This window comes from Bradyrhizobium sp. WSM2793 (assembly GCF_000379585.1).
GTDB lineage: Bacteria > Pseudomonadota > Alphaproteobacteria > Rhizobiales > Xanthobacteraceae > Bradyrhizobium.
On record NZ_KB902805.1, the window covers coordinates 38294 to 58838 of the forward strand.

Consider the following 20545-nt stretch of genomic DNA (forward strand, 5'->3'; position numbering starts at 1 on the left):
GGCGCAGGGAAGACCGGGCACCGGCTGGCACCCGCAAGACCCCTGTGCAAGAGTGCGTGGTATTCGCTCACAGGGGAGAAACAGGTGCGGCCGAATGCCCGGCCTTCCCTGCGCAGTGGTTGAAACGGCTTATGTCGCGCTCTCGCCGGTGAGTCGATCCCTTTGCCACCGTTGTCTTGCAGCTTTCAAGGGATGCGCAGGTCCGGTCGGACCAGCGCACCGCTGCAAGACTTGACGCCGGATATTCGGGCGTCACGACCACACGATTTTGCCGTACGCGAGGCAAGCACCGTCGTACACGCGCCCGCTGATCGCTCACGGGGATACCCCGCCCTGCGACCGCATTTGGCGCCAACGCCACCCGCGTCCACCGCCCCTCACCCCACGAACCCTGACGATCGCGATCCGTCCCTTACCATGGGATGAGTTGGGAGGAGCATAGGGTGTTTCGTTTTTCTAGTAAAGCGAATTTTGGATTATTCGAATGACAAATTCGGATACCGAGCAAACAACCCCATGCACAGTAGACGGGGGTTGTCGGATCAATGGGTTATGAGAGACTGGGAACACCACCCAACACGCCGTACTCGGGCCCGCCTGCAAAGCTTTACAGCAAACCCGGTGACTTGCGGCGTCGATCCGCTCGATGTCAGGCGCGGGGGACAGTGGACTCCCCGGGGTCGTCCCGGCGAACGCCGGGACCCACCGCGTGATCTATCGGTTGCGTGAGGTCGACGTACCGAATACCTCATCTTCGCCAAACTTCTCCCTGTGCTTATGGGTCCCGGCGTTCGCCGGGACGACAGCGGAGCGTGAGGCGACGGCGGTGCCGACAATCCCCTTCCCCCGAACCATATCCCTCCTCCCCGCGACTAACCCTCGCCTTAACGGCGAGCAATTCCAATGGAGACCACCTGTGGCGCTTGCCTTGCCTTCGCGTGCTTATGATCTGCAGATGCTGGACCGTCCCGCCGATCGCGCGCGTGACCACGGCTGGGTCTTTGGCCTGCCGCCGGGCATCAGCAGCGAGCAATGGCCGCTCGATCCCGTCACCGGTTATCCGCTGATGCACGGCTTCACGCTACTGCTGCCGGCGGATTATCGCGTCCATGGCGAGGACATCGTCGCAGTGTCGTTCTTTGCCACCGCGCCCGATCACAATGACGGCGGCGCGCCCGACGATCCTGAAATCCGCGAGGCGGTGCAGGAGCTGCCGGCGCATCCCCGGCTGTCGCGGATGACCGACATCCTCGACTACGAATATGCTGCGCTGCTGCTGACGAGGGCGGAATATGACGGCCCGTTCGCGACACCGCCCGCGCCGCTTGCGCTGGCGACGGCCGACCGGCCGCGCTGGCTCGATGTCGGCGGCGCCAGCGCCTTCTTCGAGACCGCCGCGCCGTTCGCGCAGAAGATGTTCGCCGGCCCGCCGCGTGCCGAACTGGCCGCGAACCTCGCGATCGCCTTGACGCCGCGCGCTGATGATCCCAACGCCGGCAAGGCCCCGCAGGACCCGCACATTCCGCGCGACCCGCCGACCGGCTATCAGTCCTATTATTACTTTGAGGGCGGCGTCCCGACCGCCGACAATTACCGCCTGCACGATTGGTGCAAGGACCACGCCCGCAACCATCTCGGCGGCACCATGCGGCCGTGCCAGGCGGTGCCGGAGATGAGCCCGTTCTACATTGAGTTCGAGGAATATTTCGGCGGCTACAATTTCGGCAGTGGCAACGCGCAGCTCGACTTCAAAGACATGAAGTTCGACTGGGCGTGCGACTGATCACGCCCCCCGCTTCGGCCCGATCGCCTCGAAGCCGGCCTTCTGCTCGTCGCTCAAGTCGGCCTCGAAATCGTCGAGCGCATCGGTGACGCCGTTCACGGCTTGCAGCATCGTCTCCAGCCGCGCCTTTGCGGCGGTGAGGCGCGCCTGCGGAGTCGCAGCGGCTTCCGCCGGGCAGGCGCTCAGCGTCTGCATCGTGCGCAGCGTGGTGTCCTGCAGCACCTCGAAGCGGGCGCGGGCGGTCTCGTCGAGGCGGAGCGTGGTGGCAATGTCGCCTGCGGGCCATTGCTGCTGCACGAGCTGCTCGTACTGCCGCTGCAGCTTCTCGTCATAGCGCGGATCGCTGTCGGGGTCGCAGGCGTTTGAGGCCTGCGCATCCTTGCTCGTATCCTTGCTCGTATCTTTGCGCTGCATGGCCGCGAGCGCGGCACGGCGCTCATTGCCGAGAGCGTTGAGCCGGGCCTTCTGATCGTCATCGAGGAGGCCAGTGAACTTCGCCAGCGGCGGCGCGATCGCATCAGTTGCCTTGATCATGGCCTCGAGCCGCTCGCGCATCAGGCCGAGGCGCTCCGCCGCGGTCGCGGGCACTTGCGATGGGCAGGCGGCACGGATGCTGTCGCGGGCTTCGCTCCAGGCATTTACGAGCTCGTCGAGCGCGGTGCGTTGCAATTCGTTGGGCTGCACGGTGGCGGCGATGCGATCCACCGGAAAGCCGGGGGGATCGCTGGCATCGCAAACGTTCTGCGCCGACGGAATTCGGCGCGCGCGTTTGCCCTGCGGCGCGGTGTAGGCGGCCAGCTCGGCGGCCGCGTAGGGCGCAAAGATCGCAGCGTAGATGTCGCCATAGCCGTAGAGCGAGAGGCTGGTCGCATCGCCGAAGATCACGGCATTGGTGAGATCGTCATGCGCGAACGGCCAGAACACCGGGCCGACCCAGCCGTAGCTGCCATCGGGATGACGCCACCAGCCTTGCGGGCGGCGGCCGCCTTGCCAGCCTGAAAGCGCGGCCTGCGCCGTGAGCGCCGCGCGCAGGACGTAAGGGTTGGCTGGCTGGCCGCGCTCGGCACCGCGCGGATCTTGCGATCTCAAGGCAGCGGAGCGGTAGCGGCCGCCCCGCACTGCCATACGGGAATGGCGCAGCCGCGACATGCCAATCATGTGGCCGACGGCGAAACGGGCGACACCGAACGGGCCGCCACGCAATCCGAACTGCGCTTCAGCCTTACCGGGCAGCAGCAGGGCCGCAATCATGATGGTGGCGCCCGCCAGCGCCAGTCCCACGCGTCCTGACACGACCGCTGACCTGACCAATTCGGCCTCCTCCAGCCAAGCGCGCACTGCGTCGCATCGAGATGACGCGCCGGGGAACCAAATGTTCCTTGGGGATACAGGGCAAAGCGTCGCGGTTGATCTCTCAGGCTGGGCAATTGCCTGTGGTGCAGGATCGGCGCTCGGCTTCCTCTCCCGCAAGCGGGAGAGGAAGAGCAAGACCGCCCCTCACTCCGCCTTTTGCGGCATCACAAACGTCTGGCCGGGATAGATCAGATTGGGATTGTGGATCTTGTCGCGGTTGGCCTTGAAGATCACGGCGTAGCGGGCGCCGTCGCCATAGGCGAGCCGGCTGAGTGCCCACAGGCTGTCGCCGCGGGAGATCACCCGGCTGCCTGTCTCTGCCGGCGCAACGCTGAGGGCGTCCGCCGGCGAGGCAGATGCAACGGTCGTCGCCGCTGGCGCCCTCGCCATGACCCGAGGCTTCGGCGCGCCGCCCAGCCTCGGCCGGACCGCGGACCTTTCGGCTGTTGAGGCCAGATGCGGCGAGGCCGACGGCAGGGATGCCACGACATCCGATTTGTCGTCCGGCTTCTCGGCCTGCTTCGAATCTTGCCGCACGTCTTGCTTCGCGACCGGTGCCGGACGCGCGGGCGGCGGCGCCGCGGCGGCGATGGTCACCGGCATGGTCCGGCTGGACTGCGTGACCGTGCCATCCGGCGCTCTGGCGCGGAGCGTCAATTCATAGGAACCGGCGGGAAGCTGCGGCGGGGTCATCACGAACTGGCCCGAGGCGTCGGCAGTCACCGTATCGAGCGGCTTGCCGTCGCGCAGCAGCTCGACCGTTGCCCCCGGCGCGGCCTGGCCCGCGATCACCGCGGCCTCGCCGTGATCGTCGACGCGGGCGACGTCGAAACGGGGGCCGGTGTCGGCGACCGCCGGCGACGGCTTGACCGGTGCAAGATCGGCGAGCGCGGCCGTGACCTGCTTCTGGGTCTCGGCCAGCGCCCCCGCCTTCGGCTCGGGGGCTGGTGCGGGCGCAGGCGGCGTGGCGGCGGCAAGCTTTGGCTGTTCCGGTTTGGGTTCTTCCGGTTTCGGGGCCGGCTTGAGTTCGGCCTTGGCCTCGACCTTGGGTTCGACCTTGGGTTCGACCTTGGCCTCGGGCGTGGCTGCGACGACGGTCTTGGTCCCGTTCGGCAGCAGGCGGCGCAGCTCGGTCGGGCCGATCACCAGCACGGTGCCGACCAGGGCGAGCAGGCAAAGAGCAATGAAGGCCTTGGATGCGGTCATCATCGGAAAAGAACCTTAGATGGCAAATCAGCCGAGGGGGCAAGGTGCGCCGAATTGGCTGCGGCAGCAAGACGGTCGATGGGATGAGACCGCCGTCCCGGCACTCAGGGATGAACCGGCGCCACCCCGCCGGCGTCAAATCTCGCGAGACCGCATCGCGGCATTTTTTGAGGAATTTTCCCGTGACCACATTTTGCCGTTCCGCCCCAAATCTGGCGCTCGGTCTAGCCCTCGGGCTGGCGCTTGCCCTGACGCTCACCGCTTCCCCAGCGCTCGCAGCCTCCGGCCCGCCGCCGGGCTTCGTCCTCACCGACAATGCCGACCTCGCCTTCACCTCGCCTGACGGTGCCACCAGGCTCGAGCAATACATGAAGGACAGTGAGGACCTGTTCGGCGTCAAATGGCAGGTCTGGGCGCGACGCGGCGACCAGATGACGGAGCTGAAGCCGGAGCAGGGCTACGGCGCTGGCTTCCGCTTCACCAGCGACTCGCAATGGCTGGTGCGGATGCAGAAGACCGGCTCAGGCTCGCAGGATCTGTTTCTCTATCATGTCGAGAACGGCGCCTTCGTCAGCGCGACGAAGCAATCACTCAGCGATCTCGCATGGGCCTATTTCCACAGCCGTCCCGACACGAAGAAGATGAAGCTCGACTATCATATCTCGGCCAATCTGATGAAGGGCACCGAAACTGCCTATCGCTGGCTCGGCGTCGACTGGCCCAACAACCGCTACCTGCTGATCTCGCTGTCGGGCGAAATGGACAAGCATCCGAAGAACGTCGCCGTGAAAGGGCTCGCGGACTGGAAATGCCGCTATAACCTCAAGACCGGACAGTTCGATGTCCCCAAGATGTTCGCCAAGGGCAACGCGGAAGCGCTGAACTGGGAGATCAAGCGGTGAATGGTGGTCTCGTAGGGTGGGCAAAGCGTAGCGTGCCCACCGATCACGTTGGATGATGCGGATAGGGGTCGTGGGCACGGCGCGAAGAGCGCGCCTTTGCCCACCCTACGGGAGCTTCCGCGATCGATGGAACCAACCCACTGATTCCGTTCCGATTCATAGTTCCCTAACCTTCGCTGGTAACGGGGTCTTGTCGGTTTTACTGCATCTTGCATCCCACGGGAGGGCTGCATGGGCACATCGATCCGATGGACCGCGCGCATGCGCGCGCTGCTCCGTCGCTGGCGGGGAGCGCCACTGACATGGCTGATCGTCGGCGGCTTCGTGCTGATGGCCGCGACCGCAATCGGCACCGCGCTCACCGTCGACCGCTTCCGGCAGAATGCGATCGAGAGCGGCCGCGACAGCCTTGAAAACACCGTGCGCCTGCTGGCCCGGCATTTCGACCGCGAGTTCGAGGATTTCGCGGTGCTGCAGAAGAGCATCATCACCGAGCTCGAGAGCCGCGGCATCGAATCCGCCGACGTCTTCCGCAGCGAGATGGGCACGCTCGCCATGCACGAGGTGCTGCGTGCGAAAGCCAGCGGCTGGACCGACGTTGCCGGCGCCAATGTGTTCGATGCCAGGGGCATGCTGATCAACTCGTCGCGGCGCTGGCCGGTCGCCGACGTCTCGGTCGCGGACCGCGGCTACTTCAACCGCCTCAAGAACGATCCGACCGCGCAGGAGGACGTGGAGGTTGTGCACGGCCGGATCGGCAACGGACCGGCGATCGTGTTCGCGCGGCGCGTGTCCGGCCCGCATGGCGAATTCCTCGGGGTGGTCTCGCGCGCGATCGCGCCCGAGCAGCTCGAATCGTTCTTCGCCTCGACCGGACTCGGCGAGGAATCCTCGATCGCGATGCACCACCAGAACGGCCAATTGCTGGCGCGCGTTCCGCGTGTCGATGCGATGATCGGGCAGAACTTTCGCAAGGGCACGCCGGAGCAGATGGCGGTGTTCGACCGCACCTTCGTCTCGATGCAGATCGCCAGCCCGATCGACGGCAAGGACCGCATCGTCGCCTCGCGCCTGCTCGCCGGCGAGCCGCTCGTCGTGGTCGCGACCAAGTCGCTGGATGCGACGCTTGCGACCTGGCGCACGCAAACGAAATTCTTCGTCACCATCGCCGTGCTGTCGATCAGCCTCCTGGTGCTCACGCTGTTCCTGATCTTCCGCCAGGTGACGCACCGGCTCTCGCTGGAGAAACAGCGGCTCGACACCGCGATGAACACGATGACGCAAGGGCTCCTGATGTTCGATCAGGACGAGCGGCTGATTGTCTGCAACCGGCGCTACATCGAGATGTACGGCTTGTCCCCCGAGGTGGTGAAGCCCGGTGCCACTTTCCGTGACGTGATCCGGCACCGCCACGACACCGGCTCGTTCCACGGCGACGTCGAGACCTATTGCGACGACATTCTGAGCCATATCGGGCGCACCCAGAGCGCCATCGTGGAGACCGCGGATGGCCGCCTGGTCGAGATCAAGAACCAGCCCGGCGCCGCCGGCGGCTGGCTCGCGACCCACGACGACGTCACCGCCCGCATCCGCGCCGACGAACGCATCGCCCATATGGCGCATTACGACGCGCTGACCGACCTCCCCAACCGCGTGCTGCTGCGCGGTCATCTGGAGCGGCGCGTCGCCGAGCTCAGCCAGAACAAGCCGTTCGCCATCCTCTATATCGACGTCGACGAGTTCAAGGGCGTCAACGATTCGCTGGGACACGAGGTCGGCGACGAGTTGCTGCGGCAGGTGGCGAACCGGCTGCGCGCCTGCGTTTCCGGCAACGACCTCGTCGCGCGGCTCGGCGGCGACGAGTTTGCCATCGTCAAGGCCGGTACTCGCGATCCGGCCGAGCTGTCGGCGCTGGCGGAAGATATCCTCAAGGCGTTGCGCGCGCCGGTGGACTGCAAGGGCCAGGACATCCCGACCGATGCCAGCATCGGCATCGCGATCGCGCCCGACCACGGCGACAATCTCGACGACCTGCTCAAGCGCGCCGATCTTGCGATGTACGCGGCGAAGTCGGAGGGACGCCGCACCTACCGCATCTTCACGCCGGAATACGACGCCAAGGCGAGGCTGCGCCGGCAGCTCGAGCTCGATCTGCGTCAGGCGCTGGCTCGCGGCGAGTTCGAGGTGCACTACCAGCCGCTGGTCGATCTCGCGGCCAATGTCGTGACCGGCTGCGAAGCGCTGCTGCGCTGGCGTCATCCCGAGCGCGGCATGGTCTCGCCCGCGGACTTCATTCCGGTGGCGGAAGATACCGGGCTGATCGGCGAGATCGGCGAGTGGGTGCTGAAGCAGGCCTGCCGTGAGGCCGCCTCCTGGCCCGGCCAGATTCACATCGCCGTCAACGTCTCGCCGGTGCAGTTCCGCACGCGGACGCTGGCGCTGAAGGTCGCGGCCGCGCTCGCAGAGTCCGGACTTGCGCCCGGACGGCTCGAGCTCGAGATCACCGAGACCGTGCTGATCCGCGACGACGAGGAGGCGCTGACGATCCTGCAGCAGCTGCGCGAGCTCGGCGTGCGTATCGCGCTCGACGATTTCGGCACCGGCTATTCGTCGCTGAGCTATCTGCACCGCTTCCCGTTCGACAAGATCAAGATCGACCGCAGCTTCATCAGCGACATCGGTCAGTCCGAAGATTCCTCGCCGATCGTGCAGGCCGTGGTGCACATGGCCGCCGCGCGCCACATGGCGACGACCGCCGAAGGCGTCGAGACCGAAGCCCAGCGCGAGGTGCTGCGCCAGCTCGGCTGCAGCCAGATGCAGGGCTGGCTGTTCAGCCCGGCCGTGCCGGCGGCGAAATTGAAGCAGCTGCTGGCGACGCAGGCGGTTGCGGCTTAGCGGCGCCACGTCTGGCTTTAAGGCCAAATCCGGACTTGATGAGCCGCACCCCTGCTCAACAAACTCTTGGTTGCTGGTTTGCCTCGCTCGTTACCGTGAGGAAGTGCTTGATCGGCTCTAAGGCGTCAATGGCTGGAATACTCTCGCAGGCCTGGGCGCTTGAACACCAGGGATACGGCAAGGCCGCGAGCCATTGCATGATCGGCTTCGACATCTCGGCTGGAAGTACACTCATGACTTCGATTTCGATCGCGAGCTTCTCGACGCGGCCGTCATGGCCGGAGCCGAAGCGCCAGTCATAGCGTCCGCAGCCGACGCGAACCGCACCACCTTGCCTTGCCGACATCCCGACGAGCCAATCGCAACGGAAACGCGGTAGCTGCTGTGAGGTCGGACGGGAGAGACAAAAAGTCCGGACGTTCTGGTATTGATCGCCGAAGCTCGTCACCAGTACTTCGGTAACTTGCTCCAGCCCTTTTGCGGAGCTTGGGAATGAGATGGCGTCGGTCTTTACGACCATCTCCAATTCGCAGTCTGAGGCAAAGGCGTCCCTCATCATCTGCGGTCGATTGCCATCCTTTGCAAAGACGTACGTGCTGATCGCGTCGGCGGCGCTGATGGGTGCGGATGGGCTCATTCAATTTCCCCCTGGCACATCCAAGCCGGACCAAAGCCGGCGCCCGGCGATTGAAGCTGAACAAGCCAATCGAGACAAGGCTTCAAGGCGTCCGCAAAGGGTCACAGGCGGTCATCGCCGACGACTCCTGGCGCGGGCTCAGAGCTTCTGTTTTGCCGCGGTGATCTCGACGAACTCCGCGTCGGGGTGGCTGACGATGGTGGCGACCATGATGCCGCTGATGATCAGCGACCAGGCGGTGTTCCAATAAATCCAAAACACGAGCCAGCCTCCGTTTTGATCTGTCACGCCCGCGGGACCGGGGTAACGGCACAGCGATGCCGCCGTTCCCGACGCGCGGCGCGGCACGGCCGCGCGGCGAGGCGCTATTTTGATTTGGTCGGCGGCGAGGCGTGATCGGTTTGGCCGGTGTGGCGCTTTGCCACGACGTCCTCATCGTGTTCGCCTTGGTGTGGGCGCGGCGGCGACTTGGGCTGGCCGGCTTGACCGCCATGCTTGCCGCCCATGTCGGGCTTACCTTCGAGATCGTTTTCACGGGGCATGCCGGTTCAATGCGCTCGCGCGGCATTGGTTCGCCTTGCGCCCGCCGTTTTCGCCTGTGAACGAGTTCATAGGATTGCCGCGGTTTGCAGTGCACGATTCCGGGTGCCCCGCGACTTCATGACAGCGACGGATTCGACCAGATGCGGAAACGGCTCATCGCCTGGACCATCCTGACGTCCGCTCTGGTTGCGGTCGCGGTCTGGGCCGTGCTCGGACCACCCGCGCATCCGTCCAGCCCGCATCTGCCCTCCCGGACCGCGGCGATGCGGTAGTCCCTCCCCCGCGACCGATACAATTTCGGCATCGATCAATCCCAACTGGAATTTGGTGCGGCGGCGCGCCGCCCGCTATCCTCGCCGGCAAAACGACAAGGCCGCGACCGGCCCTCAGGAGGAGCCCATGTTGAGACCGACCCGACGCATCGCATCCAAAGCACCACGCGCTGCAATCGCCACCACCCTGTTCGCAGCCCTCACTCTCATTTCTGGAGTCCACGCCGGCATGGCCGAGACCTTCGCCTATGTCGGCAACGCCGACAGCAACGACATCAGCGTGTTCAAGATGACCGAGAGCGGCGAGATGATTCCGGTGCAGACGGCCGCCTTCAAGGGCGTCGACAAGCCCGGCTCGTCGACGCCGCTCGCGATCACGCCCGACCACCGCGTGCTGATCGCCGGTGTCCGCTCGCAGCCGTACCTCGCGGTCAGCTTTGCGATCGATCCCAAGACAGGCCAGCTCAGCCCTATCGGCAACGGACCGCTCGCCGACAGCATGGCCAATATCGCGATCGACCGCAGCGGCAAGTTCCTGTTCAGCGCCTCCTATGGCGGCAACAAGGTCGCGCTGAATCCGCTTTCCGCCAACGGTGTCGCCGGCGAGCCGAAACAGGTGATCCCGACCGGGCTGAACGCGCACGCCTTCCTGCCCTCGCCCGACAATCGCTTCGCGTTCGCGACCAATCTCGGCTCCGATCAGATGCTGGCCTTCGCGTTCGATGCCACGGCCGGTACGCTGACGCCGAGCGATCCGCCAGCCCACAAGGTGCCGGAGAAATCGGGCCCGCGGCACTTCGTATTCCATCCCAATGGCAAGTTCGTCTATCTGATCCACGAGTTGAACGGCGACGTCGCCGCGTTCACCTACGAGGCCAGGAGCGGCGCCTGGGACGAGATCCAGCGCACCACCGCACTGCCGGAGGGCTTTAACGGAAAAGAGTCTGATAAGAAGCCTTGGGCCGCCGACATCCACATCACTCCGGACGGCCGCTTCCTCTACGCCTCCGAACGCACCACCAACACGCTCACCGCCTACAAGGTCGATGCGGCCAGCGGCAAGCTGACCACGATCGGCAGCGTGCCGACCGAGAAGCAGCCGCGCGGCTTCCACATCGATCCGACGGGGCGCTACCTCGCCGCGGTCGGCGAGCTCTCCGACAGCATGACGGTCTATGCGATCGACCAGGGCAGCGGCGCGCTGGCCAAGCTGAAATCCTACCCCACCGGCAAGAAGCCGAACTGGGTGGAGTTCCTGAACCTGCCGTGAGGGGCGCCGCCGCCGACCTACGTAATCATCCGTAATTTCGGAAAGCGCGCCTTGTCGTCATATCATCGGTCATGGACCGTCAGATCGTCTTCAAATGCCCGCAGACCGGCATGAACGTGCAGCATCGGCTCGGCGACGAGCCGGCCGACCGCACGCATGTGTCGGTGTCCTGTCCGGCCTGCACGCGCCTGCATTTGATCGACCGGGCCAACGGCAAGCTGCTGGGTGAGCGCCGCGGCTGACGGGCCGTTTACGCCCGCGCCGCGACCTGTGCCGTTGACCGATGAGAGGACCGTGATCGACGGCACTTTGGAGTAGTGCCGACCCGCGGCGCGCCGCCCGGGAAATGCGAACCTGTTCTCCAATCCCGCGACTAATCAAAGACTTGCTGCGTCGGCCCGCGGTGGCGCGGCCTTCTTTTTGGGACAACGCTGCCGTAGTCCGCAGCCCTGCCATCTGCTATCGATTGGAGGCATAGAACCCGTGGAATTTCCGATGCATCATTTGCCCCGTGCCGTTACTCGAAGCCTGTGTCCCGCAGCCGTCGCCGGCATGCTCATCCTCGGTCCCTATCCGGCCCGAGCCGCCGATGACGACGCGCCCAAGGGGCCGGCGGTCACGGTGCTGAAAGTCGCAAAGTCCTGCTTCTCCGACATCGTCGAGGCCACCGGCACGATCATCGCGCGGGAGGAAACGTCGGTGCGGCCCGAGCGGCCGGGCCTCAAGGTCACCGACGTGCTGGCGGAAGCCGGCGACACCACCACCGCCGGCCAGGTGCTGGCACGGCTGGCGCTCCCCGAGGGCGGCACGCTGCAGGTCACCGCGCCGGTGGCGGGCGTGATCGCGACGTCGACCGCCCAGATCGGCAATTTGGCCTCGGCCAAGGGCGAGGCGCTGTTCACGATCGTGGCGCGCAGCGAATACGATCTCGTCGGTCTGGTGGCGACCACCGATATGCGCAAGCTCGCGGTCAATCAGCCGGCGACCGTGCGGATCGCGGGCGCCGGCGACATCGACGGCAAGGTGCGCCGCATCGGCCCGACCGTGGAGCCGAACATCCAGCAAGGCATGGTCTATATCGGCATCTCCTCGCAGAAGCGGCTGCTGCTGAAGGCGAGCGGACGCGCGCTGATCAAGACCGGGCAGAGCTGCAACGTCGCGGTGCCGCTGACCGCCGTGCAATATTCATCCGCCGGCACCGTGGTGCAGGTGATCCGCCGCAACCGGGTCGAGACCAAGCGGGTCGAGGTCGGATTGATGTCGGGCGGCAATATCGAGGTCCGCGACGGCCTCAACGACGGCGATGTCGTCGTCGCCCGCGCCGGTGCGCTGCTGCGCGAAGGCGATCCGGTACGCCCGGTGATGGCCGCGGAAGCAGCGAAGTAGCAGGCGATCTCGTAGGGTGGGCAAAGCGAAGCGTGCCCACGCCTTCTATCGAAATGACGGAGAAAAATGGTGGGCACGGCGCTTTGCGCCTTTGCCCACCCTACGAGAGCTCGCGCGCTCTCAAAAAAACTAGCCGCCGGCTTCGCCGAAATGGACGTCTTCGAGCAGCGAGGAGGACACGGTCGGGACCTGATCGCCTTCGCTGGCGCGGGAGATGGCGACGCGGGTCTTGTTGAAGACGCTTTCGGCGCTGCCCTTTGCACTGAGGTTGTTCAGGAACTCGCTGACCAGCACGCTGTGCTCGCCCTTGCCGTCATCGACGACCTTGCCGGGCGAAGCCGAGGACAGGATCAGCGCATTGTCGGACGCGTTGATCGGCGCGAGGCCGTGGCTGTAGGAGCGGAAGCGACGCTCGTAAGGGTTACGGCGAGAGGCATCGACGACGACGAGCTTGGCCTTGGCGCCCTGCTCCTTCATCATGTCGATCACGCCGTCGATCGAGACGCCCTGGCGGCGGACGTCGCTTTCCTTCCAGATCACGGCATCGACCGGCAGCATGTAGCTCTCGCGTCCCGCCTGCACGCCGTAGCCGCCGAAGAACAGCATGACGACGGTGTCGCGCTTGATCCGGGACTTCAGGCGATTGACGGCGCGGACCATGTCGTCCTTGGTCGCGTCTTCCACCATGTCGACGTCAAAACCGTTCTTGCGCAGGGACGAGGACAGCGCGCGGGCGTCGTTGATCGACTGCGTCAGCGGCGCGCTGGCGTCGGGATAGTGTCCATTGCCGATGACGAGGGCGAGGCGCGAGGTCTGGGCGATCGAGCCCGTGATCTGGTCGGTCGAGACGGCCTTGGCGGCGTCGATCGCGCGCATGTTGAGAGCAGCATGGGCGCCGATCACGAGCGACACCGTGCCGATGAGGGCCGCGGCCAACGCGATCGTGCGTCGGGAAATGTCGAGCTGCCTAACATTCATCTCGCTTCATTCCTGTCAGTGCCAAAGACCAGCCAAGCGCGCGCACACTGTTTGAGTAGCGCGATAGCGTCTTTAGGTTTGAGGGATTGGCCGGGGATGTGCCCCCGAATTGCGCGCAATTTGCGGCGCCGCACCAAACAAACCCTTAACCGGATATCGCCTCCCCGGCAATAGATTGCCCAAAAATTGAGCTAAGCGACTGAAGATGTTCGTTAATTCTCCAAGCTAGATTTGTGCGTTTTTGCCCCCTGGCACCCCATTTCGAGCCTGGATCATGCAGCCTTCGTGCCGGCTTTTTCCGTGACCTCCATCACATTTGTATTTCCTGCGAATCCGGGTAGCCTTTTCAACGACTTGGCAAGGGGGCGGCGCGCAGATGGGAGCGTGCCGGCCCCCGACCAAGGCCCCGCGACCAGGTATTTCATGAGCCTTCATTATTTTGCCGGCGCCGCCTGCCGGGCGCTGACCGCCCGGAAGGACGGCCCCTCGCTTTACGACGTGTGCGACCCCGTATTGTCTGTCACGGCCAGCGGCGATCCGCATCTGGCCAAATTCTACAAGACCGCGCTCGGCAATCCCGCGTTGCGGGTGCTGCTGCGGCGGGCTGGACTGCCCGAGCTGCGTGACGAGGCCAGGCTGACGGCGCTGCGCCAAGCGCTGGTTCGCGCCCGCGACGAGGCCGAGCCCGATTGGGCGGCGGTCGGCCAGCCGGTCGCCGATCTCGTCGACAGCATCGCGCTCGACCACCCCAAGCCGCCGCCGGCCATGTTCACCGGCTCCGCGCCGCCAGAGGCGCAGATCGACGGCGTGATCCGTGACTGCGCGCAGCATCTGCTCGGCTCCTACCGCAAGAACGGTTTCCTGCCGACCTACGCCGCCTTCAACCTGATCGGCGATCCTGATTTCCGCGGCCGCGAGCTGATCATGGCGCTCACGGGCCTCAACGCGCGCGGCTACAAGAATTCCTCGCTGCTGTTCAACCTCGCCCGCGTCTTCATCGCGCGCTCGCCAGCCCGGGCCGTCGTCAATCCGCCCTGGCGAGGGGTCGCCGAGCCGATGTGGGAACCGGTGCAGATCCGCCACCGCTCGGCCTATTACGATGCGTTCTTCATCGAGGCGCTGCTCAGCTATGGCGAGACCGGACTCGCCTCCCAGGCCGACAAGATTGCGGCCGAACGCGCCATCGCCGACATGGTGAATTTTTGCGTCAACATCAGCCGCGAGGAGGTCGAGGGCATCGACGGCGCGCGCTTCAACGTCGTCACCGCGCTGGCGCCTCCGCCGCATCCGCGCTTTTCCCGTTACTTCGCGCAGATCAAGCAGGATCTCGGCTTCGGCGTCTACGTGCCGGATTGCGACACCACGGCGTGCTCGATCTCGGCCGCGACGCAGGCCGGCTGCCTTGATGAGATCATCGACCAGCCGCTGCTGGATTTCTACGCCGGCTACCAGGTGCGCGCCGGCGTCAACGAACCGCGCGTGACCGTGCCGCTCAACGACAATATCGACTATGAGGGCGGCGTCGCGACCTGGATCGACAACCTCAAGGGCGAGCGTCCCTATGGCAACGATCTCGATCCGACGCTCAATCTCGACATTCTCGAGGTGAGCTTTCGCAACCTGGCGCGCTGGAAAGTCCTGGAGACGCCGTCGCGGCTCGCCACGGTGCATCGCATCATCGGCTTCCAGAAGCGGCTGGCGGCGAGCGGCGCCTTCGCCAATCCGCGCTCGCACATTTACTATCTGCCCGAGCTCTACAGCGCCTATTTCGGCCGCTGCTATGCGGCGTTCCTGGCACTGCCGCTTGCCGCGCAGGCCGCAATCGATCCCGCCGGTGATTTCGACTTCATCCGCCATCGCGTGCTGTCCTACGTCAAGGGCGAGCTGATGGCCGCGGAGATGAACGTGTTCGATGCGGCGCTGGCGCTGATCGCACTCGGCCATCTCGGCGCCGACCCGCGCGCCTTCGCGCCGGCGCTGAACGTGATCGTCGCCGGTCTCGGCGAAGGCGGCCGCCGCGGCCCGTTCCGCGCCTATGAGTGGAACAAGATGAAGACGCCGACGCGGATTTTAGTGGGCGGCCCGGAGGTGACGTCCGCGTTCGTGCTGATGGGGCTGGCGGTGGCGAAGCGGGCGATGACGGGGCGGTGAGGGTGAGTGCCTCAGACACGGTGCCGTAGGGTGGGCAAAGGCGCCCTTCGCGCCGTGCCCACGATCTCTCGCCACGAAAGACATCGTGGGCACGCTTTCGCTTTGCCCACCCTACGAGACCTTCCATGATGACGGGAAGTTGAAAGCCTATCTGTTAGGCATATGCTGGCCCGACGGCCAAAAGCCGACCACAATTGCGCGATCTATCGAGATTTTCATCACACGCGGACCGGCATGCTGCGAAAAATCCTGATTGCGCTGTCCTTGCTCGCCCTGCCCTCGCTGGCTGAGGCCACCGACATCACCGGCATGGCCAAGGTCCGCGCCGGCGATGCCGTCGTGATCGGCAACGCGCGGATCCGGCTCGGCGGCATCGACGCGCCTGCGGTCGACCAGCTCTGCCTGAACACCAAAAGCGAGCGCTGGACCTGCGGCGTCGCGGCGCGCGACGAGCTCGCCAAATATGCCGAGGGCAAGAGCTGGGTCTGCCACACCCGTTCAATCGACCGGCGCGGCCGCACCGTGGCGCGCTGCGAGGTCGGCGGCGAGGACATCCAGAAATGGCTGGTGCGCAGCGGCTGGGCGCTTGCCTACACCCGCATCTCCAAGGACTACGAGCCCGACGAGGCCGCTGCGCGCGAGGCAAAAGCCGGGATGTGGCAGGGCGCCTTCATCGCGCCCTGGGACTGGCGCGTCCGCAACAAGAAGACCGCCATCCTCGGCGCCACCAAGCCGCCCGACGGGGCGCATGCGGTGCTGCTCGCCTCGGCCTCGGGACCGGTGGCGCCTTCCCCGGACTGCACCATCAAGGGCAACGTCAACAGCGCCGGCGAGTGCATCTTTCACCAGCCGACCAGCCGCTGGTACACCCAGATCAAGATGAAGATCAGCAAGGGCACTCGCTGGTTCTGCTCGGTCGAGGAGGCGGAAGCCGCCGGCTGCCGCGAGACCAAGAGATGAGAGCCCCAGACCTGCGTTTTGCGTGCTTTTCTTGGGGGTTCACGGCGCGTAAAACGTGAATCAGCAAACCCACCAGTCCGTTCTCAAGCAACAAGGACCAACAGCAATGACCGTTCGCGCGGGCCGGGAATTTCTGGCCATCCCCGGGCCCACCACGATGCCCGACGAGGTGCTGCGGGCGATGCATCGTCCGGCGATCGACATCTACTCCAAGGAGATGCTCGACCTGACCGAGAGCCTGCTCAGTGACATCTCGAAACTGTTTGCGACCAAGGGCAAGTCCTACATCTACATCGCCAACGGCCACGGCGCCTGGGAAGCGGCGCTGAGCAACGTGCTGTCGCGCGGCGACAAGGTGCTGGTGCTGGAGAGCGGACGCTTCGCGATCGGCTGGGGCAATGCGGCAGCGCTGATGGGCGCCGAGGTCGAGGTGCTCAAGGGCGACTGGCGCCGCGCAGTGCGGCCGCACGAGGTCGAGGAGCGCCTGCGGCGCGACAAGGAGCACACCATCAAGGCCGTCGTCGTGGTCCAGGTCGACACGGCCTCGGGCGTGCAGAACGACATCGAGGCGATCGGCAAGGCGATCAAGGCGAGCGGCCATCCGGCGCTGTACATGGTCGACACTGTCGCCTCGCTCGGCTGCATGCCGTTCGAGATGGACAAATGGGGCATCGACGTTGCGATGTCCGGCTCGCAGAAGGGCCTGATGACGCCGCCCGGCCTCGGCTTCGTCGCCGCCAATGCGCGTGCGCTCGAGGTGCACAAGAAGGCCGACATGTCGACGCCCTATTGGAGCTGGAGCGAGCGCGAGGGCACCGAGAATTATCGTAAATACGCCGGCACCGCGCCGGTGCATCTCTTGTTCGCTTTGCGCAAGGCGATCGACATGCTGCACGAGGAAGGCCTGGAGAACGCCTTCCGCCGCCACAGCCTGCTCGGCGAAGCCGCACGCCGCGCGGTTGGCGCATGGTCGGAAGGCCAGGTGCTCGGCTTCAACGTGGCGGAGGCGAGCGAGCGCTCCAACACCGTGACCACGGTGACCATGAGCAACGGCCACGATCCCGCGGTGCTGCAACGCTATTGCAAGGACAAGTGCGGCGTCGTGCTCGGCACCGGCATCGGCGACCTCTCGGGCCAAGCCTTCCGCATCGCCCATATGGGCCACGTCAACGCGCCGATGCTGCTCGGCACGTTAGGGGTGATCGAGATTGGCCTGAACGCGCTGAAGATCCCGCACGGCAAGGGCGGACTGGAAGCGGCGGTCGCGTATCTCGGCGAAGAGGTGGCGGTGTAGGGCGCCAGCCACAAACGCCACTGTCGTCCCTGCGAACGCAGCGCTCCTTTCTTCCTTCTCCCCTTGTGGGAAAAGGTGGCGCGAAGCGCCGGATGAGGGGTTGTCTCCGCAAACTCAATTTCGAGATCGATTCGCGGAGAGATACCCCTCACCCGTCTCGCCGCTCCGCGGCGAGCCACCCTCTCCCACAGGGGGAGAGGGGAAGATCAGCGCGCGACACGATACGCCTCGACCTGCGCCTTCAGCTCATCCAGCGACGCCGTCGGCGTCTTCGGATCGACGCGATACTCCCCGCTCGCCAGCCACTGCAGCACCTTCGCATCGACGACCGGCGAGTGGTGGATGACGTCGCCGTAATTTTCGAGGTCGTGCGTCACCGCCTTGATCGCGCGGAAATCGTGCAGGCGCACATTGGGAAGCTGTGTCAGGCGCTGCGAAATGACTGCCGTCAGATCGGTGACGATCTTCAGCGTCTCGGGCGAGGCGTCGCGCATTGCAACGAATTGCAGGATCGAATAGGGCGGGAAGTAGATGTCGAAGGTCACGTCGGGGTGGCGCGTGATCAGGCCGATGGCATCGCGCTCGAAATGCCTGACCATGGCGTCATAGCCGTAGCCTTCGCCGAGAAAACGGCTGCGCACCGGGCTCGTGATGTAGGCGAAGGCGGCGAGCGTCCTCCTCGCATTGTACTCGCGAGCAATGTCGAAATCCCGCGGCAGCGCGTAGATGTCGTCGACATCGGCGAACGCGAACTTGACGGGAAGAAACGGCGCCGCGCGGGTCAGCGGCCCTTGCAACGGCGGGACCGACCGCAGCAGCGTGAACAGGGACTCTTTCGCCATCGCGGCGCTGAACAGATAGGACGCGATGCCCTTGGCCGTCCCGCGATAGAGATCGACGGACAGATAGGGATCGGCCTCGATGTCGGCCGCATCGACGAAGATGAAATCGTCCATCGCCCAGATCACGCGCCTTGCGCCGCCCGCGATCGCCTGCTCCAGCACGAAGGCCTGCTGGCGTGAGTTGGAGCCGGTCATCGCCAGCTTGAGCGAGCGAACGCCGAGCGCACGGTCGATGTCGCTCTGGCGGAAATGGATCGCGAGCGAGGTGCCCATGAAGGCGGTGTCGAACGACTGGCTGCGGATCAGACCGGCATTCTGCACGCGCGTGTCGTCGGAATAGAAGGCGGAGCGCGAGGGACGAAACAACTGCAAGGGATCGACGGCGTAGGTGAGCAAGGCCGCACCGAGCACGAATGCCATGCTCGCGAGAAGAAGACGCTTGAGACTGGTGAACGGCCTGCGCATCAGAACCGGAAATAGATGAATTCGCTGTGGCTCTGGATGCCCAAGATGCCGAATGCAAGTACCAGCGATGCGCCATAGAGAAACAGCGGCCGCATGCGCCCTGCCCGCAGGCTCTCGCCGACCCGGCGGTTAGCGTGATCGTATCCCAGGATGCCTTGCGTGTTCGGCGCCAGCCACACCAGCGCGGCGTAGACGGCGACCAGCACCAGCGCCGCGATCTCCTCGCGGCCGAAGACGATGTTGGAGGGATCGGCCATGGCGTGGAGAACCCGCAGCGCCCACGCAACGCTCTCTGCGCGGAAGAACACCCAGGCGACGACGACGGCGAGGAAGGTCAGCGCGGCTCCGGCGATGCGGGCCGGGCGCGCAAGGGGCGCCGGAATGGTTGGCATCAGCGCGTTGAAGGCGTGGTTGACACAGAGATAGGCCCCGTGCAGCGCGCCCCAAATGACAAAAGTCCAGGCCGCACCGTGCCAGAGCCCGCCGAGCAGCATCGTGATCATCAGATTGACGTAGCGCAGCACGCGGCCGTGGCGGTTGCCCCCGAGCGGGATGTAGAGATAGTCGCGAAGGAACTGCGACAGCGTCATGTGCCAGCGGCGCCAGAACTCGACGATGCTGGTCGCCTTGTAGGGCGAGTTGAAATTGACGGGCAGGAAGATGCCGAACATCAGCGATATCCCGATCGCCATGTCGGAATAGCCGGAGAAATCGAAATAGAGCTGGAACGTGTAGGCGAGCGCACCACACCACGCCTGGTCGAAGCTCGGCGAGCGCGCCTCGAAGGCGAGCGCGACCAGCGGCTGGATGCCGTCGGCAAGACAGGTCTTCTTGAACAGGCCGATGGCGAAGATGATGACACCGCACAGCATCAGATGTCCGTCCGGATACTTCGCCTCCTTCCGCTCGAATTGCGGGATCATGTCCTTGTGGTGGAGAATGGGCCCGGCGATCAGATGCGGGAAATAGGTCACGAACAGCGCGTAATGCGGCAACGCATAGGCCGCGACCTGTCCGCGATACGCATCCACCAGGAAGGCGATCTGTGTGAAGGTGTAGAAGGAGATGCCGACCGGCAACAGGATGTGAGCCGCAAGATGCGAGCCGAACAGCGTGTTGATGTTCTCGGCAGCGAAGCCGGCATATTTGAAGATGCCGAGCACGAGCAGATCGCCGACGACACCGAGTGCGAGCGCCGCCTTTCGGTGTGACGGACCGAGCTTCGCCACGATCAGGAGATGGCCGACGCCGTAATTGAAGCCGATCGACAGCAGCAACAGGGCCACGAACTGCCAGTTGCCGATGGCATAGAAGGCGAGCGAGGCCAGCGCCAGCCAGATCACCGGCGTGAAATTGCTGCGCCGCCCAAGCCAGAAATAGCCGACCAGCACGGCGGGGAGGAACAGCAGGATGAACGAGTAGGAATTGAACAGCATCAGGCTGGACCGGCGGCGGGGATTTTGGTCCGTAAAGCATACAAGGGGCCGGTCAACAACCCGGCGACTTGGCACCAGTCTTTGGCTAGCCGCGCTGGCAATCCACGGAAGCGGAACGATATAAGGGAACGCGGCGAGCCGCTTCCTTCCCCCTCTCCCCGCATGCGGGGAG

The 20545-nt window shown here is 65.1% G+C and carries 18 protein-coding genes; 11 read left to right on the forward strand and 7 right to left on the reverse strand.

Annotation, left to right across the window (positions count from 1 at the left end; all coding sequences use genetic code 11):
- The first annotated feature begins 955 nt into the window (after nt 1-955).
- Entirely contained in the window at nt 956-1783 is an 828-nt protein-coding gene (locus tag A3AS_RS0132100) for a hypothetical protein (RefSeq protein WP_245283333.1), read from the forward strand.
- On the opposite strand, the gene A3AS_RS0132105 is transcribed toward A3AS_RS0132100, so the two are convergent.
- Both A3AS_RS0132105 and A3AS_RS0132110 read right to left on the reverse strand, forming a co-directional pair.
- Nucleotides 1784-3034 (reverse strand): Spy/CpxP family protein refolding chaperone, encoded by a 1251-nt coding sequence (locus tag A3AS_RS0132105; RefSeq protein ID WP_084674957.1) that lies wholly within the window; start codon nt 3032-3034, stop codon nt 1784-1786. It abuts the gene before it with no gap.
- 246 nt (nt 3035-3280) lie between these two features.
- Nucleotides 3281-4345 (reverse strand): LysM peptidoglycan-binding domain-containing protein, encoded by a 1065-nt coding sequence (locus A3AS_RS0132110; RefSeq protein ID WP_018321588.1) that lies wholly within the window; start codon nt 4343-4345, stop codon nt 3281-3283.
- Nucleotides 4346-4524: 179 nt separating this feature from the next.
- Between A3AS_RS0132110 and A3AS_RS0132115 the strand changes: the two genes are divergently transcribed.
- Nucleotides 4525-5244 carry a hypothetical protein gene (locus A3AS_RS0132115; RefSeq protein ID WP_245283334.1) on the forward strand — a complete coding sequence of 240 codons (720 nt, stop codon included), beginning with the start codon at nt 4525-4527 and terminating at the stop codon, nt 5242-5244.
- A gap of 231 nt (nt 5245-5475) precedes the next feature.
- Entirely contained in the window at nt 5476-8139 is a 2664-nt protein-coding gene (locus tag A3AS_RS0132120) for an EAL domain-containing protein (protein WP_018321590.1), read from the forward strand.
- 55 nt (nt 8140-8194) lie between these two features.
- Here A3AS_RS0132120 and A3AS_RS0132125 read toward each other — a convergent pair whose 3' ends face one another.
- Entirely contained in the window at nt 8195-8776 is a 582-nt protein-coding gene (locus A3AS_RS0132125; RefSeq protein WP_018321591.1) for a hypothetical protein, read from the reverse strand.
- Between the two features lie 138 nt (nt 8777-8914).
- Nucleotides 8915-9037, reverse strand: coding sequence for a hypothetical protein (locus A3AS_RS49845; protein ID WP_256375112.1), 123 nt, complete (start codon nt 9035-9037; stop codon nt 8915-8917).
- A gap of 131 nt (nt 9038-9168) precedes the next feature.
- Between A3AS_RS49845 and A3AS_RS48580 the strand changes: the two genes are divergently transcribed.
- From A3AS_RS48580 to A3AS_RS0132155, 5 genes are all read left to right on the forward strand, one after another.
- Nucleotides 9169-9378 carry a hypothetical protein gene (locus A3AS_RS48580; protein ID WP_183713181.1) on the forward strand — a complete coding sequence of 70 codons (210 nt, stop codon included), beginning with the start codon at nt 9169-9171 and terminating at the stop codon, nt 9376-9378.
- 81 nt (nt 9379-9459) lie between these two features.
- On the forward strand, nt 9460-9591 hold the full coding sequence (locus A3AS_RS49850) for a hypothetical protein (protein WP_256375113.1): 132 nt from the start codon (nt 9460-9462) through the stop codon (nt 9589-9591).
- A gap of 127 nt (nt 9592-9718) precedes the next feature.
- A complete protein-coding gene (locus A3AS_RS0132145; protein WP_026202586.1) occupies nt 9719-10861 on the forward strand; it encodes a lactonase family protein in 1143 nt (380 codons plus the stop codon).
- Between the two features lie 71 nt (nt 10862-10932).
- Complete coding sequence (locus A3AS_RS48585) at nt 10933-11103, forward strand: hypothetical protein (protein ID WP_018321596.1); 171 nt, start codon at nt 10933-10935, stop codon at nt 11101-11103.
- 253 nt (nt 11104-11356) lie between these two features.
- Nucleotides 11357-12247 carry an efflux RND transporter periplasmic adaptor subunit gene (locus A3AS_RS0132155; protein WP_026202587.1) on the forward strand — a complete coding sequence of 297 codons (891 nt, stop codon included), beginning with the start codon at nt 11357-11359 and terminating at the stop codon, nt 12245-12247.
- A gap of 129 nt (nt 12248-12376) precedes the next feature.
- On the opposite strand, the gene A3AS_RS0132160 is transcribed toward A3AS_RS0132155, so the two are convergent.
- A complete protein-coding gene (locus tag A3AS_RS0132160; RefSeq protein ID WP_018321598.1) occupies nt 12377-13225 on the reverse strand; it encodes a caspase family protein in 849 nt (282 codons plus the stop codon).
- Nucleotides 13226-13648: 423 nt separating this feature from the next.
- Between A3AS_RS0132160 and A3AS_RS0132165 the strand changes: the two genes are divergently transcribed.
- The 3 genes from A3AS_RS0132165 (at nt 13649) to A3AS_RS0132175 (ending at nt 17630) form a co-directional block, all read left to right on the forward strand.
- The gene (locus A3AS_RS0132165; RefSeq protein WP_018321599.1) at nt 13649-15376 is read left to right on the forward strand and encodes a hypothetical protein; all 1728 of its coding nucleotides are present in this window, start codon (nt 13649-13651) and stop codon (nt 15374-15376) included.
- A gap of 234 nt (nt 15377-15610) precedes the next feature.
- Nucleotides 15611-16336 carry a thermonuclease family protein gene (locus tag A3AS_RS0132170; RefSeq protein WP_018321600.1) on the forward strand — a complete coding sequence of 242 codons (726 nt, stop codon included), beginning with the start codon at nt 15611-15613 and terminating at the stop codon, nt 16334-16336.
- Nucleotides 16337-16442: 106 nt separating this feature from the next.
- Nucleotides 16443-17630: an alanine--glyoxylate aminotransferase family protein gene (locus tag A3AS_RS0132175; RefSeq protein WP_018321601.1), complete on the forward strand. Its 1188-nt coding sequence runs from the start codon at nt 16443-16445 to the stop codon at nt 17628-17630.
- A 206-nt stretch (nt 17631-17836) separates the two neighbouring features.
- On the opposite strand, the gene A3AS_RS0132180 is transcribed toward A3AS_RS0132175, so the two are convergent.
- Nucleotides 17837-18937 carry a hypothetical protein gene (locus A3AS_RS0132180; RefSeq protein ID WP_018321602.1) on the reverse strand — a complete coding sequence of 367 codons (1101 nt, stop codon included), beginning with the start codon at nt 18935-18937 and terminating at the stop codon, nt 17837-17839.
- Nucleotides 18937-20373, reverse strand: a complete 1437-nt coding sequence (locus A3AS_RS0132185) for an MBOAT family protein (RefSeq protein WP_018321603.1) — start codon at nt 20371-20373, stop codon at nt 18937-18939. The genes A3AS_RS0132180 and A3AS_RS0132185 overlap by 1 nt, the downstream gene beginning before the upstream one ends.
- Between the last annotated feature and the right edge of the window lie 172 nt (nt 20374-20545).

What these genes read in the sequence shown, in the direction of transcription:
- A3AS_RS0132170 (WP_018321600.1), top strand. Translation starts at nt 15,611, where the DNA reads ATGCTGCGAAAAATCCTGATTGCGCTGTCCTTGCTCGCCCTGCCCTCG.
- A3AS_RS0132105 (WP_084674957.1), bottom strand. Translation starts at nt 3,034, where the DNA reads ATGATTGCGGCCCTGCTGCTGCCCGGTAAGGCTGAAGCGCAGTTCGGA.
- A3AS_RS0132145 (WP_026202586.1), top strand. Translation starts at nt 9,719, where the DNA reads ATGTTGAGACCGACCCGACGCATCGCATCCAAAGCACCACGCGCTGCA.
- A3AS_RS0132180 (WP_018321602.1), bottom strand. Translation starts at nt 18,937, where the DNA reads ATGCGCAGGCCGTTCACCAGTCTCAAGCGTCTTCTTCTCGCGAGCATG.
- A3AS_RS0132110 (WP_018321588.1), bottom strand. Translation starts at nt 4,345, where the DNA reads ATGATGACCGCATCCAAGGCCTTCATTGCTCTTTGCCTGCTCGCCCTG.
- A3AS_RS0132160 (WP_018321598.1), bottom strand. Translation starts at nt 13,225, where the DNA reads ATGAATGTTAGGCAGCTCGACATTTCCCGACGCACGATCGCGTTGGCC.
- A3AS_RS0132185 (WP_018321603.1), bottom strand. Translation starts at nt 20,373, where the DNA reads ATGCTGTTCAATTCCTACTCGTTCATCCTGCTGTTCCTCCCCGCCGTG.
- A3AS_RS0132175 (WP_018321601.1), top strand. Translation starts at nt 16,443, where the DNA reads ATGACCGTTCGCGCGGGCCGGGAATTTCTGGCCATCCCCGGGCCCACC.
- A3AS_RS0132120 (WP_018321590.1), top strand. Translation starts at nt 5,476, where the DNA reads ATGGGCACATCGATCCGATGGACCGCGCGCATGCGCGCGCTGCTCCGT.
- A3AS_RS49850 (WP_256375113.1), top strand. Translation starts at nt 9,460, where the DNA reads ATGCGGAAACGGCTCATCGCCTGGACCATCCTGACGTCCGCTCTGGTT.
- A3AS_RS0132165 (WP_018321599.1), top strand. Translation starts at nt 13,649, where the DNA reads ATGAGCCTTCATTATTTTGCCGGCGCCGCCTGCCGGGCGCTGACCGCC.
- A3AS_RS48585 (WP_018321596.1), top strand. Translation starts at nt 10,933, where the DNA reads ATGGACCGTCAGATCGTCTTCAAATGCCCGCAGACCGGCATGAACGTG.
- A3AS_RS0132100 (WP_245283333.1), top strand. Translation starts at nt 956, where the DNA reads ATGCTGGACCGTCCCGCCGATCGCGCGCGTGACCACGGCTGGGTCTTT.
- A3AS_RS0132155 (WP_026202587.1), top strand. Translation starts at nt 11,357, where the DNA reads ATGCATCATTTGCCCCGTGCCGTTACTCGAAGCCTGTGTCCCGCAGCC.
- A3AS_RS0132125 (WP_018321591.1), bottom strand. Translation starts at nt 8,776, where the DNA reads ATGAGCCCATCCGCACCCATCAGCGCCGCCGACGCGATCAGCACGTAC.